General features: G+C 72.3%; 12 protein-coding genes. 7 read left to right on the plus strand and 5 right to left on the minus strand.

Features of this window, described 5'->3' with window-relative positions:
• Positions 1–61 precede the first annotated feature (61 nt).
• Genes ABC270_RS12900 through ABC270_RS12910 form a run of 3 tightly spaced genes read right to left on the minus strand, consistent with a single transcriptional unit; the run spans position 62 to position 3,373 of the window.
• Positions 62–1,855: a glycosyltransferase family protein gene (locus ABC270_RS12900; RefSeq protein WP_412881160.1), complete on the minus strand. Its 1,794-nt coding sequence runs from the start codon at positions 1,853–1,855 to the stop codon at positions 62–64.
• 34 nt (positions 1,856–1,889) lie between these two features.
• Positions 1,890–2,753, minus strand: coding sequence for a glucose-1-phosphate thymidylyltransferase RfbA (gene rfbA / locus ABC270_RS12905; RefSeq protein WP_412881161.1), 864 nt, complete (start codon positions 2,751–2,753; stop codon positions 1,890–1,892).
• Positions 2,754–2,764: 11 nt separating this feature from the next.
• Complete coding sequence (locus ABC270_RS12910) at positions 2,765–3,373, minus strand: dTDP-4-dehydrorhamnose 3,5-epimerase family protein (RefSeq protein WP_111238994.1); 609 nt, start codon at positions 3,371–3,373, stop codon at positions 2,765–2,767.
• A gap of 115 nt (positions 3,374–3,488) precedes the next feature.
• Between ABC270_RS12910 and ABC270_RS12915 the strand changes: the two genes are divergently transcribed.
• The 7 genes from ABC270_RS12915 to ABC270_RS12945 all read left to right on the plus strand — a co-directional run bounded on the left by ABC270_RS12915 (position 3,489) and on the right by ABC270_RS12945 (position 12,561).
• Positions 3,489–4,430, plus strand: coding sequence for a glycosyltransferase family 2 protein (locus tag ABC270_RS12915; RefSeq protein WP_412881162.1), 942 nt, complete (start codon positions 3,489–3,491; stop codon positions 4,428–4,430).
• Entirely contained in the window at positions 4,423–6,069 is a 1,647-nt protein-coding gene (locus tag ABC270_RS12920) for a DUF2142 domain-containing protein (RefSeq protein ID WP_412881163.1), read from the plus strand. The genes ABC270_RS12915 and ABC270_RS12920 overlap by 8 nt, the downstream gene beginning before the upstream one ends.
• Positions 6,066–7,676, plus strand: a complete 1,611-nt coding sequence (locus ABC270_RS12925) for a glycosyltransferase family 39 protein (RefSeq protein ID WP_412881164.1) — start codon at positions 6,066–6,068, stop codon at positions 7,674–7,676. The genes ABC270_RS12920 and ABC270_RS12925 overlap by 4 nt, the downstream gene beginning before the upstream one ends.
• Entirely contained in the window at positions 7,673–8,659 is a 987-nt protein-coding gene (gene rfbB, locus ABC270_RS12930) for a dTDP-glucose 4,6-dehydratase (RefSeq protein WP_412881165.1), read from the plus strand. Before ABC270_RS12925 ends, rfbB begins: the two co-directional genes overlap by 4 nt.
• Positions 8,660–8,674: 15 nt before the next feature.
• Entirely contained in the window at positions 8,675–9,526 is an 852-nt protein-coding gene (gene rfbD, locus ABC270_RS12935; RefSeq protein WP_412881166.1) for a dTDP-4-dehydrorhamnose reductase, read from the plus strand.
• Between the two features lie 226 nt (positions 9,527–9,752).
• A complete protein-coding gene (locus tag ABC270_RS12940) occupies positions 9,753–10,895 on the plus strand; it encodes a glycosyltransferase family 4 protein (protein ID WP_412881167.1) in 1,143 nt (380 codons plus the stop codon).
• Positions 10,896–10,974: 79 nt separating this feature from the next.
• Positions 10,975–12,561: a glycosyltransferase family 39 protein gene (locus tag ABC270_RS12945; RefSeq protein WP_412881168.1), complete on the plus strand. Its 1,587-nt coding sequence runs from the start codon at positions 10,975–10,977 to the stop codon at positions 12,559–12,561.
• Positions 12,562–12,618: 57 nt separating this feature from the next.
• Here ABC270_RS12945 and purE read toward each other — a convergent pair whose 3' ends face one another.
• Together purE and ABC270_RS12955 are read right to left on the minus strand one after the other, a co-directional pair.
• Positions 12,619–13,086, minus strand: coding sequence for a 5-(carboxyamino)imidazole ribonucleotide mutase (gene purE / locus ABC270_RS12950; RefSeq protein ID WP_412882092.1), 468 nt, complete (start codon positions 13,084–13,086; stop codon positions 12,619–12,621).
• Positions 13,087–13,140: 54 nt separating this feature from the next.
• Positions 13,141–14,247, minus strand: a complete 1,107-nt coding sequence (locus ABC270_RS12955; RefSeq protein WP_412881169.1) for a glycosyltransferase — start codon at positions 14,245–14,247, stop codon at positions 13,141–13,143.
• Positions 14,248–14,422: the final 175 nt, after the last annotated feature.

Below are 14,422 nucleotides of genomic sequence, written 5' to 3' on the forward strand. Positions count from 1 at the left end.
CGGCCCGCCGGACACCGAGCAAGTCAGCGGCCGAGGTGCGCGTCAGCCGATGGGGCGCGCGTCAGCCGATGAGGCGCGCCCGCTCGGCCCGTGCGGCGTCGAGCAGCACGCGGGCTCGGGCATCGAACGAGTGGTCGGCAGCGATGCGTTCGGCGACCTCGACCCGCTCGGCGACGGACGGCCACGGGTGTGCCGGGTCGAGCAGGGCAGCGAGTCCCTCCCGGGAGCCGGCGACGGCCAGGGACGGCACGTCGAGGACGTCCGCGAGCCCCTCGACCGGATCGGACACGACGACCCCGCCCGCCGCGAGGACGTCGAACACGCGGTTCGACACGAAGCCGCCGGCCGCCATGTCCGGCCAGTGGTCGTTGAGCACCACCCGCGCCGAGGCGTAGGCAGCGGCCACCTCGGTGCGCGACAGCGCCGGCTCGCCGAGCAGCGCCGTCGGCACGACGTCCGCCCATCCCGGTCCGTGCACCCGGACGTCGGCCCCGACCGCCACCGCGTCGGCGACGACGGGGCGGTCGGTCCCGCGCGTCGACCCGACGAACACCACGTGGCCGGCGTCGGGGTGCGTCGCCGAGCGGGTTCCCGGGTGGAACACCGACGGGTCGGTCGCCTGCAGGAGCGGCTCGACCGCGACGCCGCTGCGCGCGGCGGCGTCGGCTGCCCACGCCGGTCCCGCCGCGAAGGCCCGGTCGAACGACCGCAGCTCGGTGTCCGCGACGTCGTCGGGGTGGCTGATGACCCAGAGCAGGTTCACGGATGCGGGGTTCGGCGGCACGCGGTCGAGGCCGCGTACGACGAGCGTCACGTCGTCGGTCCCGTCGTCGTCACGCACGTGGGCGTCGCGCCGGTCGATCCGGACGTGCTGTCCGAGCCGCTCGAGCGCGGCCGCGAGCTCGGCGGCGAAGTGCACGTCGCCCCAGCCGTCCCCCTCGGGGCCCGCGGGCGCCGCGATCTTCAGCGACCAGGTCAGGTGCGGCCCGTCGGGCCGGGATCGGGTGGTCGGGGTCACCGGTCGGAGGCCCCACGGCGCGAGTGGCGGCCCGGCCACGACGCCGTCGCCGAGGCGTCCCGCGGGCATCCGGCTGCGCTGACGCCAGGACGCGACGACGTCCGCCACCGCGGCGTCGACGGTGCGACCCGGTTCGACCGTCCGGACGACCGGACCGACGTCGCGGGTCCGCACGGCGAAGCCCGCCGTCGCGGCCGCCCCGAACGTCCACGCCGTGAGGGTGATGCGTTCGTCCGGGAGGCACGGGGCCGGCACGAGCGTCCGCTGCGGCATCGAGACCACCGGTTGGTCCGCGCCGAACACGAGGTCGTCCGGCGATGTGTCGCGGTCGTCCGACCACGGCAACGCACCCGGTCGGACCAGGAGGGCTCCGCTCCGCGCCGCGTCCTCGGCGGTCCGGACCCGGGCCTGCGTGGGGCCTGGGACGTCGTGCGCGAGTGCCCGCAGCGCCTCCGGTCCGATGTCGACCGACGTGTCGACGACGACCAGCGTCCGGCCGATCCCCGCCAGCACGCCCGCGTTGATCGCCGACCCGATGCCGTCCACCGGGTCCGGGCGCACCCACGGCACGTCGGCTGCGAGGTCGTCGCGCGGCGAGGCGTCGGCGACGTAGGAGACCGCGCGGACGTCGACACCGGCACCGAAGGCGACGCGCGCAACCGCCACGAGCCGAGGGACGTCGGCGTGCCGGTCCGACCTGCTCGTGACGACCACCGTCACCGGCGCGTCGAGGTGCGGCAGGTCGCCGTCCCAGCCGGTGACGCGCACGGGGTGGGACGATGCGGCGGGCGGATCGGGGGCCTCCCGGCCGGCGCCCGCGACGATCCCGTCGTCCACGCGACGCCTCCGCCGGAACAGCCCCACGGTCGGATCAGGCGTCGAGCAGGCGCTGCAGGTACACGCCGTACCCGCCCTTGACGAGCGGCGCGGCCAGCTCGGCGAGCTGCGCGTCGTCGATCCAGCCGTTGCGCCAGGCGATCTCCTCGATGCAACCGATCTTGAAGCCCTGCCGGTCCTCGATCACCTTGACGTACTCGGAGGCCTGCATCATCGACTCGAACGTGCCGGTGTCGAGCCACGCGGTGCCGCGGTCGAGGACCTGCACGCCGAGCTTCCCCGCGTCGAGGTAGCGCTCGTTCACAGTCGAGATCTCGAGCTCACCACGCGCGCTCGGCTCGATCGTCTTGGCGATCTCGATGACCTCGTTGTCGTAGAAGTACAGACCGGGCACCGCGTAGTTCGACTTCGGCTGCGTCGGCTTCTCCTCGATGGAGACCGCGTGGAACGCGTCGTCGAACTCGACCACGCCGTACGCCGTCGGGTCGGCCACGTGGTACGCGAAGATCGTGGCGCCCTGGACGTCGGTGTTCTTCCGGAGGTTGGTCCCGAGGCCCGTTCCGTGGAAGATGTTGTCGCCGAGGACGAGTGCGACGCTGTCGTCGCCGATGAAGTCCTCGCCGATGACGAACGCCTGCGCGAGGCCGTCCGGGCTCGGCTGCACGGCGTACTGGATGTCCATGCCGAGCGCGGAGCCGTCGCCGAGGAGGGCCTTGAACTGCTCGTTGTACTCCGGCGTCGTGATCACCAGGACCTCACGGATCCCGGCCATCATGAGCGTCGACAGCGGGTAGTAGACCATCGGCTTGTCGTAGATCGGCATGAGCTGCTTGCTGATGCCCTTGGTGATCGGCCAGAGGCGTGTGCCCGACCCGCCGGCGAGGATGATGCCCTTCACGTCGAGCCCCCTTACTTCTTCGTCCGGAGGGACTCGGTGTAGGCCACCGCTTCCTCGTAGGTCGGCAGCAGCCCCTGCTCGGCGGCCTGTTCGAGCGTCGGCGCCGTCGTGTCCTTCTCGGACAGCACGGGCTCGCCGAGACCCTCGGGCAGCTCGAGTCCGACGGTCGGGTCGAGGATCGTGATCCCCTTCTCGCGCTGCGGGTCGTAGTGTGCGCTGACCAGGTAGTTGACCGTCGAGCGGTCCTCGAGCGCGACGATCGCGTGGCCGAGTCCCTCGGACAGGTAGACGGCCTTGCGGTCGACGTCGTCGATCCGCACGGAGTCCCACTGCCCGAACGTCGGCGATCCGACGCGGATGTCGACGATGTAGTCGATGAACGCGCCGCGGACGGCGGTGACGTACTTCGCCTGGCTGGGCGCGACGAGGGCGTAGTGGATGCCCCGGGCGACGCCGGCCGAGGAGATCGACATGTTCACCTGGCGGAGGTCGAGCGGGTGGCCCACCGTCTCCTCGAGGACGTCGGCGCGGTAGGCCTCGAGGAACGCTCCTCGTGCGTCGCCGTGCTGCACGGGCGTGAACTCCCACGCGCCGGGGATCTTGAGTTCGCGGATCTGCACCACGGCAGCCTAGCAAGCCGGCTGGTACACCACGTTTCGCGACCCGCACGCCCGATCCCGTTAGGCTGTGGACGCCTCGTGCACCCGCCAGACATCGAAACGAGACCTGCATCCCGTGAAGCTGTTCGTACAGATCCCCTGCCTCAACGAGGAGAACACCCTCGCCAGCGTCATCGACTCCATCCCGAGGGAGATCGACGGCATCGACGAGATCGAGATCCTCGTCATCGACGACGGCAGCACGGACCGCACCGTCGAGGTCGCGAAGGAGCACGGGGTCAAGCACTTCGTGCACCACACCACGAACATGGGCCTCGCCCGCTCGTTCCGGGACGGCGTCGACTACGCGCTCCTGCACGGCGCCGACATCGTCGTCAACACCGACGGCGACAACCAGTACCCGCAGGCACAGATCGCCGAGCTCGTGCAGCCGATCCTCCGCAAGGAAGCGGAGATCGTCATCGGCGACCGCCAGACCCGCACGATCGAGCACTTCTCCGGGTTCAAGAAGCTCATGCAGCGGTTCGGCTCGTGGGTGGCATCGCGGGCAGCGGGCCTCGACCTCCCCGACGCCGCGAGCGGGTTCCGCGCGTACTCGAAGTACTCCCTCGTCCGGCTGAACATCGTGACCCGGTTCAGCTACTGCATGGAGACCATCGTGCAGGCCGGCTACAAGCGCCTGGCGATCGCGTCGGTCCCGATCACCACGAACCCGAAGACCCGCGAGTCCCGGCTGTTCAGCAACATCTGGCAGCACATGTTCCAGTCCGGGTCCGCGATCGCACGGGTCTACCTGATGTACCGGCCGATGGCGCTCTTCGCCTGGGTCGCGGCGGTCCTCGGCGCGCTGGGACTCTGGCCGCTCGTCCGCTACCTCGTGCTCCTCGCGATGCACACCCCGGGCAACCACCTCCAGTCGATCATCCTCGGCGTGGTGCTCCTCATCACGGCCCTGCTCGCGGTGGTGATCGGCGTCGTCGCGGACCTCACGCGGCTGAACCGGACGCTGGCCGAGGAACAGCTCGACCTGCAGAAACTGCAGCGCTACGGTGACTGACCGGGGCGCTCCGGCACGGCGGGTGGGCCGCGCCGAGCGACTCGTGGTCATCGCGATCACGGTCGCCTTCGCCGCGGTCCTCGCGGTCTGGGCGTTCGGGACGTCCACCTACAAGGCGCCGGACGAGCCGACGCACATGGACGCGGCCGTGCACGTCGCGATCGGCGATGCGTGGGCTCCGCCGGGGACCCTGCACTACCTCAACGCGACCGTGGCCACGCAGCTCGGCGCCCAGCGTGAGTCCTCCGCCGAGCACCCGACCTGGGGCGAGCTCCTCCGCGACGACCCCGGTGACAGCACGGGCAGCATCGACCAGATGACGCAGCACCCGCCGACGTACTACGTCATCGCAGCCGGTGTCCTGCACCTCGTGCACTTCGAGGACCTGCGCTGGGACCACGCGGTGCTGGCGCTCCGGCTCTTCGACGCACTGCTCACGCTCCCGCTGCCGTTCCTCGCGTGGGCCACGGTGCGCCGACTCACCCGGTCTCCGCGTGCCGCGGTGATCGGCGGCGCAGCGGTCCTGGCGATCCCCGAGCTCGCCGCGATCGGTGCCTCGGTGACGAACGACGCCCTCATGCTCCCGCTGTCGGGGATCCTCGTGTACCTCGTCACGCGGCTGCTCACCGGTGACCACCGCGTCCGGCTGCTCGTCGGGATCGCGATCGCGCTCGGAGCCATGCTGCTCGTCAAGGGGACGGCGCTGCCGGCGGTGCCCTTCGTCGGCGTCGCGGTCGTCACGGCCGGGCTCCACCGCGGCGTCGTGCTGCGGAACGTCGTGCGCGCGTTCGGCACCCTCGCCCTCGCGGCCCTGGTGGGCGCGTGGTGGTGGCTGCGGAACCTCGTGCTGTACCGGCAGATCCAGCCCGACGGCATGGCGGGTTCCATCCGCCCCGACAAGCCCTTCCCGTCCGGCACCGGCCCGTCGCCAGAGGTGTTCCTGCGGGACTACTGGAACGGTGTCACGCGGACGTTCTGGGGCAGCGTGGGCAGTCTCGCGCAGTACCAGATCGCACAGTTCGTCATCGACGCGCTCACCGTCCTCTCGCTCGCCGGCATCGCGATCTGGGCGTTCCGTCGCGGTCCGTCCCTGCGTCCGGCGATCGTGCTCGCCGCGTACCCGGTCATCCTCATCGCCCTGCACATGCAGAGCGGCTGGGGCGGCTACGTCCGGAACACGATCGTCGCGGGGACCCAGGGGCGGTACTACTACCCCACCCTCCTCGCCATGATCGCGTTGAGCGCCCTCGCCTGGCCACGCGCGACGGTCACACCGAGGGGCCGGACCCGACTCGCGGTCGGCATGGCGATCACGGCCTGCGCGATCGGTGCGTACGGCGTGGTCTACGTGATCCGGGCCTTCGGGCGGAACGCCGCGTGGTGGATCACGGAGGCGAACCTCGCCGGGTTGGACCGCTCCGGACCCGTGTCGGCCGGGTGGACGGTCACGGTCGCCGCGGTGGCGCTCGTGCTGCTCGCCGCGACGGCGGTCCTGCTCGTGCGCTGGCTGCGCGCCACGGCGCCGGAGCGAGCCGGATCATCGGTGGCCGCGACGGCGTCGGAGGGATCGACGCCGGCTGCGGCGGTCCCGGACGGATCGACGCCGGCCGCGGTGGAACCGACGGGGGGCACCCGGTGAGCGCGCGGCTGCAGTGGACCGGTCTCGGCGTGGTCACCGCCGCGTGGGTCGGGTTCCTCCTGCTCTTCGCGTTCGTGACGCCCGTCTTCGGTGCGCCGGACGAGCCCGCGCACGTCGACGCCGCGTTCCGACTCGCACTCGACCTCGGTTGGCCGGCTCCCGGCGACATGCACTACCTCGCCGCGATCCGCCAGGTCGTCGAGAACCCGGTGCCCGCGATGGACCGCACGACCGTGTCGGCCCTGCTGGCCCGGTACCCGGGCGACTCGGCCGCGATCGACCAGATGTCCCAGCACCCGCCGACCTACTACCTGGTCGCAGCGCTCGTGCTCAAGGCGATCGGGTGGGGCTCGCACGGGTGGGGCACCGCCGTCCTCGCGCTGCGGCTCGTCGACGTCGCCGTCGTGGCCGCGCTGCCGGTCCTGGTCTGGGCGACCGTCCGACGCGCCACCCGCTCACCGCGGACGGCGCTGGTCGCTCCCCTGCTGCTCTTCGCGGTGCCCCAGCTCGCCCAGGTCACGTCCGGCGTCACGGTCTGGTCGCCCATGGTCCTGGCCGGCGCCGTCATGGTCTGGCTCGCGGTCCGGGTGCTCACCGGCGACCGTTCCTGGTGGACGACCGCGGGGCTCACGGTCAGCGTCACGGTGATGTGTGCGCTCACCGCACTCGGGCTGGTCGCGATCCCGTTCGCGGTCGCCGTCGTGCTGCTGGCACGCGGTCGCCGGGTCACGACGCGAGCGCGGCACGCGGCCGTCGTCCTCGTCGTCCCGCTGGCGGCCACCGGATGGTGGTGGGTGCGCACCCTCGTCCGGAGCGGCACGCTCGTCCCCGACGCGCTCCGTGCCTCCACGACCGTGGTGCCGTACCCCACGGGCGATCCGGAACCCGGAGCGTTCGCCGGCCGACAGTGGGACGGACTCACCAACTCGTTCTTCGGGCTCCTCGGGGCGAACCAGTGGGTCCTGCCGCCCGCGCTCGTCGACTCGATGGCGATCACCGCGATCGCCGTGCTCGCGTGGTCGTACGCACGGCGCGGCACCGGTCGGCGCCTCACCACGGCGCTCCTCGTCTGGCCGGCACTCGTCCTGGTCGCCACCCTGGCCTACAGCTGGCGGAACTACCTCGGGACGCACCAGGGCAACGGCCTCCAGGGGCGCTTCCTCTTCATCGCGGTCGTCGCGCTCGTGACGTCCCAGGCCGTCGCGTGGCGCGCGCTGGTGGTCCGACCGGTGCTCCGGCGACGGCTCGCACGGGTCGCCGCGGTGGCCGGACCCGTCATCGGGACCTACGGGTTCGGGGTGCTCTACCGCGGTGCGTGGGAGCACGAGCAGTTCCGCGTCACGACGGGCGGGCTGGCGTTGATGGGAGGCGACTCGCTCGGCGGCACGCTGCCCGTCGCCGTGTCCGGTCTCCTCTTCGGCGCCGCCGCCGTCGCCTCGGTGGTCGTGGTGTGGCGCCTCTCGGCGGTGCGCGAGGCCGGGCCGGTAGACTCCTCGCCGCGAACGCCGTCCGCACCGAGCACGAACACCCGACCGAGCGCGTCGGACGCACCGACCGCACCGACCGCACCGACCGCGGACCGACCTACAGGAATGAGACCCCAGTGAAGATCCTCGTCACCGGAGGAGCCGGATTCATCGGCTCGAACTTCGTCCGCCGCACGCTCGAGGACGCCTACCCCGGCCTCGAGGGCGCCGAGGTCGTGGTCTACGACGCGCTGACGTACTCGGGCAACGAGGCGAACCTGGCACCGGTCGCCGACTCCCCGCGCTACAGCTTCGTACACGGTGACATCCGCGACGCCGCGAAGCTCGACGAGGTCGTCCCGACGGTCGACGCGATCGTCCACTTCGCTGCCGAGTCGCACGTCGACCGCTCCGTCCGCGACTCGGGGATCTTCGTCGAGACCAACGTCGTCGGCACCCAGCGTCTGCTCGACGCCGCGCTCCGCCACGGCACCGAGCGCTTCGTGCACGTCTCCACCGACGAGGTCTACGGCTCCATCAGCGAGGGTTCCTGGACCGAGGACCGCCCGCTCGAGCCGAACTCGCCCTACTCGGCGTCGAAGGCCGGCAGCGACCTGCTCGCCCGCAGCTACCACCGCACGCACGGCATGAACCTGTCGATCACGCGCTGCTCGAACAACTACGGGCCGTACCACTTCCCCGAGAAGGTCATCCCGCTGTTCGTGACGAACCTCATCGACGGCGAGCACGTCCCGCTGTACGGCGAGGGGAACAACGTCCGCGACTGGCTGCACGTCGACGACCACTGCCGCGGCATCGCGCTCGTGCTCGTCAAGGGCCGTGCCGGCGAGGTCTACAACATCGGCGGCGGCACCGAGCTGACGAACAAGGAGCTCACGCAGCTCCTCCTCGACGCCACCGGCAAGGACTGGTCGAGCGTCGACCGTGTCGCGGACCGGCTCGGTCACGACCTCCGCTACTCGGTGGACATCACGAAGATCCGCGAGGAACTCGGCTACGAGCCGCAGGTGCCGTTCGAGCAGGGCCTCGCCGACGTCGTGCAGTGGTACCGCGACAACCGGTCGTGGTGGGAGCCCCTCAAGGAGCGCGCGGCGCTCAGCTGAGCGGCCCAGGACACCATGACGCGATACCTCATCACGGGGGCGGCCGGCATGCTCGGCCAGGACCTCCAGCACGCCCTCGCCGGTCGTGAGGTCACGGCCCTCGGTCGCGCCGACCTCGACATCACCGACGCCGACGCGGTGGACGCCGCGGTCGCCGGCCACGACGTGGTCATCAACTCCGCGGCCTGGACGAAGGTCGACGACGCCGAGACGCACGAGGACGACGCGTACGCCGTCAACGCCACGGGGCCGAAGCTCCTCGCCGAAGCCGCGGTCCGGCACGGCGCGAAGCTCGTCACCGTGTCGACGGACTACGTGTTCGACGGCAACGGCACGTCGCCCTACGCCGAGGACGCGCCGACCGACCCCATCAACGCCTACGGCCGGTCGAAGGCCGCCGGCGAGGCCTTCGTCCGCAGCATCGCGCCGGACACGTCGTACGTCGTCCGGACGGCGTGGATCTACGGCGCGCACGGTCCCAACTTCGCCGCCACGATACTCCGCCTCGCAGCGTCGCACGACACCGTGAGCGTCGTCACGGACCAGGTCGGGCAGCCCACCTGGACCGGTGACCTGGCCGCACGGATCGTCGAGCTCGTGGACCGTGACGCCCCGGCAGGCGTGTACCACGGTACGAACGCCGGACAGGGCTCCTGGTACGACTTCACCCGCGCGATCTACGCCGAGGTGGGGCTCGACCCGGAGCGGGTGCTGCCCACCGACAGCACCGCGTTCGTCCGGCCGGCTGCGCGGCCCGCCTACAGCGTGCTCGGCCACGACGCGTGGGCGCACGCGGGTCTCGCGCCCATGCGCGACTGGCGCGAGGCGCTCCACGCCGCCGTGCAGGACGGCGCGCTGCAGGCCTGACCGGACCACTGGTGGGCCGGCGCGCTGCAGCCTGACCGGACCGCGACCACATCGCGACCGACGACGGCCGGGAGGCGCTGCACCGGACCGGTGCAGTGCCTCCCGGGCTTCGCCGGGCCCCCCGACCCCCGCGCCCTCCGGACCGTCACCGGGACCTCCCCGGCCCCCCTGGTATGGTCGGCCAGCCGGGTCACGGCACCACGACCACGACGAGGAGCACGCCAGCATGACCACTCTCCACGTCGTCGTCGACCAGGTGGTGGCCCCGGTCCCCGGAGGCATCGGTCGATACGCCGAGGAGCTCACGCGGCACCTGATCGCGAACGCGCCCGAAGGCTGCGACGTCGCGGCCGTGGTGTCGGCGGTCGGGGGCGACGAACTGCGTCGCCTCGAGACCCTGCTGCCCGGCCTCTCCGAGCTCCAGCGGTTGGCGCTCCCCCGCCGCGAGCTCTCGCTCGCCTGGCAGGGCGGGATGGTCGGCGGTCTCGCGAAGGAGATGGTGCACGCTCCGAGCGTGCTCGCGCCCCTGGTGAAGCACGACCGCGTGCAGTTCCCCGGCCGGCAGACCGTCGTGACCGTGCACGACACCGTGCCGTGGACGCACCCGGAGACCCTGACACCCCGCGGGGTGCACTTCCACCGCGCGATGATCAAGCGTGCGTACAAGTACGCCGACGCCGTCGTCGTACCGACCCACGCGGTCGCCTCCGCGCTCAACGAGATCCACCGGTTCGACGACCGCCTGCGGGTGATCGGCGGTGCCCCGAGCGGCCGACTCCGGACCCCGGTCGACGCGGACCTCCGTGCCGAGCGTCTCGGCCTCCCCGAGCGCTACGTCCTCGCCGTGGGGACGCTCGAGCCCCGCAAGGGCCTCGTCCACCTCATCGAGGCGATGGCCCACCCCGATGCGCCGCAGGACGTCCCGCTCGTCATCGCCGGACCCGACGGTTGGGGCGACGTCGACGTGTACGGCACCGCCGAACGCGCCGGACTCGCCCGCGACCGGATCAAGGTCCTCGGACGGGTCGACGACGCCGACCTCGCCGTGGCGTACGACCGTGCGACGGTGTTCGTGTTCCCGAGCCTCGCCGAGGGCTTCGGCCTCCCGGTGATCGAGGCGATGAGCTTCGGCACACCGGTGATCCACTCCGACGACGCCGCCGTGAGCGAGGTCGCGTCGGACGCCGGCGTGACCGTCGCCCGCGACCCGCGCGAGTCCTACCCGGAGCGGCTCGCGCAAGCCGTCTACCAGGTGGTGAACGACCCGCTGCTCGCCTCGCACCTGGCGATCGCCGGACCCGACCGCGCGCGGATGTTCGACTGGAACGACGCCGCGGCGGAGACCTGGCAGCTGCACGCCGACCTCTGACCGCCGCGCCACGGTCGGCCCCGGCGGCGCCACTGCTACCGTTGTCCGGTCACCCTGAACCGACCTGAACGGGACTGCCATGCCTTCACCTGCGCCGGCCGTCGTCGACGCGGAAGCGGAACGACCACGCGGACACGGAACCGAGGTCGCGGCCGGGTCGCCCCGCGTCTGGCCCGCGGCGGTCGTGATCGGCATCGCGGCGTTCGTGGTCGCGGTCATCGGGTCCTGGATCCCGGCGGCGTGGGCGGACGAGGCCGCCACGATGAGCGCCGCGCGCCGGTCGCTCCCCGAGCTGTGGCACATGGTCCACAACGTCGACGCCGTGCACGGCCTGTACTACGCGGCGCTCCACGTCTGGTTCGAGGTCGTTCCCTACACGGTCTTCTCCCTCCGCCTGCCGAGTGCGATCGCGACCGGCCTCGCCGCCGCACTGACCGTCGTGCTCGGCGCGCGACTCGCCGGACGGTGGACCGGCATCGTCGCCGGCATCGTCTTCCTGCTCCTGCCGCGGGTGACCTCCGCGGGCATCGAGGGCCGTTCGTACGCCTTCACGGCCGTCGTCGCGGTCACCCTCACCCTGGTGTTCGTCATCGCGGTGCAGCGGACCGTCGAACGTCGGCCCCGGGCGTGGCTCTGGTGGGTCCTCTACGGCGCGGTGGCGCTGCTCTGCGGCCTGCTGTTCATCTACGAGGTCCTCATCCTCGCCGCGCACGCGCTCACGTTGCTGGTCTGGGTGGTCCGGCGCGGCGGCCCCGGCGGTCGGCGTCCGCACCTGCGAGCCGCGCTGTGTTGGCTCGTCCCGACGGTGCTCGTCGGCGTCCTGCTGCTGCCGTTCGTCCACCTGACGTCGGGTGAGGCCGCCAAGCAGCTGTACTTCATGGGCAAGATGGGCTGGGGCACGGGCATCCTCAAGCCGGTCTTCATCCTGCAGTTCTTCATGGGGTCGAAGTCGATGGCGTTCGTCGGCTGGCTGGCGATCGCGGTCGGGGCGATCACCGCCGTGCTGCTCCCTCGGCTCCGGCACCGGGTGCCCGCTGTCGAGCTCACGCTGCCGATCATCCTGCTGCCCCCGGCCGCGATCTACGTGGCGTCGGTGCTCGTCCGGCCGCTGTACAACGCCCGCTACTTCACCTTCGAGACGCCGCTCGTCGCGATCGCGATCGCCCTGGGCCTGACGTTCCTGCCCTGGCGCCGGACGGCGGTCCTGTGGCTGGCACTCCTCGCCGTGCTCTCGGCGCCGCAGTGGTCGTCGCAACGGCAGCCGATGGCGAAGGACGGATCGACCTGGGACACCGCGACCGCCCTCATCCAGCGCGAGCGTGCGGCCGAGCCCGCCGGGACGCGGGACGCGATCTACTACGGACCGTTGCCCTCGCACGTGAACCGCACGACCGAGTTCGTCGAGGCGTCCTACCCGCAGGCGTTCGCCGGGATGCGGGACCTCACCGTCGAGCGCAGCGCCGTGTCGATCGGCGAGCTCTGGGCGCAGCGTCGTCCGGTCACCGCTCCGCTGCCGGACCTGTCCGACGTCGACCGGATCTGGTTCGTCGGGGAGCCGACGGCCGACCAGCCGCGCGTGCTCCAGGACCAGATCGGCTCGAGCTGGCACACGGCGCACGAGTGGAAGGACGGCGCGTTCGTGATCAAGGTCTACGAGCGGGACTGACCCGGTCACGCGGCCCGGGCCCGTCGTGGGCCGCCGGAGGTTCGGGGCCGGAGCCGCTCAGAGCGAGTCGCGGAGCCGCGCCGCCTTCTCCTCGACGAGCTGCTCGAGCCCGTCAGCGTACGCCGCGAGGCGCGCGCTCACGGCCGGGTCCCCGCTGCCGATGATCCGCGCCGCGAGCAGCCCGGCGTTCGCTGCCCCGTTGATCGCCATCGTCGCCACCGGGATGCCGGCCGGCATCTGCACGATCGACAACAGTGAGTCGAGGCCGTCGAGGCGCGCCAGCTGGACGGGGACGCCGATCACGGGCAGGGTCGTCATCGAGGCGACCATGCCGGGCAGGTGCGCAGCCCCGCCGGCGCCCGCGATGACCACGCGGATGCCGCGGTCGGCAGCGCCCCGCGCGAACCGGGTCATCTTGTCCGGCGTGCGGTGGGCCGACACGACGTCGGCCTCGAACGCGATGCCGAGCTCGGTGAGCATGTCCGCGGCCGCACGCATCGTGGGCCAGTCGGAGTCCGACCCCATGATGATCGAGACGAGCGGCTGGGCGGGTGCTGCGGTGTCGGTCACGGGTCGAGCCTAGCCGAGCAGCACTCGACGCCAGGCGTCGCCGTCCGCACCGATCATCCGCTCACGGGCGACCCAGGCAGCGGCCTCGGGGTCGGCCTCGCCACGGTCGACCGCGGCCACGAGTGCCGTCCGCCACGCAGCGGGGTCGTCGGGCACGGCCACCACGCCGTGGGCCGCGGCCACGGCGTACGAGGGACGGTCGGACACGACGGCGGGCAGCCCGAGGGCGACGTACTCGATGGCCTTGAGGTCGCTCTTGGCGCGGTTGAACACCTCGTCACGCAGTGGTGCGACACCGGCACGCCAGCGCTGCCGGTGGTCGACCAACCAGCGGGCGAACGCCGGGTAGTGGCCGTCCGGCACCTCGACCCGGCGGTACCAGTCCGCCTCGCCCTCCGCCACGCCGATCACCTCGAGCCGGATCGGCAGCCCGTCGGACGCGACGAGGTCGGTGAACACGTCCCGCAGGAGCTCGAGGTCGGCGGCGTGGGTGAGCGTGCCCATGTAGAGGACACGGTGCTCGCCCACGGGGAGGTCGTCGTCCGCGGCCGGCTCCCCCGGTGCCCACAGCGTGGGGTCGAGTGCGTTCCGGACGACCACGGTCTCGCGGGCGAGGGGCCGGACGACCTCGGCGAGCTCCGCCGTGCTGACCACGACGACGTCGGCGCCCCGGACGAGGGCGTCGATCGAGGCGAGCCGGTCCGGGTCGTACTCGGCGCGGGCGAGCCGCTCCCGGCCGGAGTCGGTGAAGAAGTCGTCGTCGACCTCGGCGACGACGCGGACCCCCCGGCGCCGCGCAGTCTCGAGGAACGGCGGCACCACGGCCCGCGGCAGGATGTCCCGCTGGACCAGCACGACGTCGACGTCCGCACCGTCCGTCCCAGCGACGAACGCCACGGGGTCGACCTGCCGGACGACCGCCCCGCCCGAGGCTGCGAGCTGCTCGGTGCGGCGGACCACCCGCACGTGCGCGGACGCCGGGTGTGCACCGTCCGTGCCCGCGACGACGTACCCGACGACGGGCAGCGGCGCGGGGTCGGCGGCGGGGGCCGTCGCTCCGGCGTGCAGTGCACGGCGGAGGCGGCGGGCGGCACGACGGACGAGATCACGCGGCATGCGTCCATGATCCCGCACGGGACGCCCGGAAGCGTGACGCACCAGCGCGGCCCGCAACGGAACCGAGCAGCAGCGGACCCGAACAGCGGCCGACCCGAACAGCGGCGGACCCGAGCAGCGGCCGACCCGAACAGCGGCCGACCCGAGCGGCGGCCGACCCGAGCGGCGGCCGTCA

Source organism: Curtobacterium phoenicis (assembly GCF_047238015.1).
Lineage (GTDB): Bacteria > Actinomycetota > Actinomycetes > Actinomycetales > Microbacteriaceae > Curtobacterium.

Excerpts from the sequence above, each read along its gene's own strand:
- rfbD (WP_412881166.1), top strand. The coding sequence starts at position 8,675 with ATGACGCGATACCTCATCACGGGGGCGGCCGGCATGCTCGGCCAGGAC.
- ABC270_RS12940 (WP_412881167.1), top strand. The coding sequence starts at position 9,753 with ATGACCACTCTCCACGTCGTCGTCGACCAGGTGGTGGCCCCGGTCCCC.
- ABC270_RS12945 (WP_412881168.1), top strand. The coding sequence starts at position 10,975 with ATGCCTTCACCTGCGCCGGCCGTCGTCGACGCGGAAGCGGAACGACCA.
- purE (WP_412882092.1), bottom strand. The coding sequence starts at position 13,086 with ATGGGGTCGGACTCCGACTGGCCCACGATGCGTGCGGCCGCGGACATG.
- ABC270_RS12955 (WP_412881169.1), bottom strand. The coding sequence starts at position 14,247 with ATGCCGCGTGATCTCGTCCGTCGTGCCGCCCGCCGCCTCCGCCGTGCA.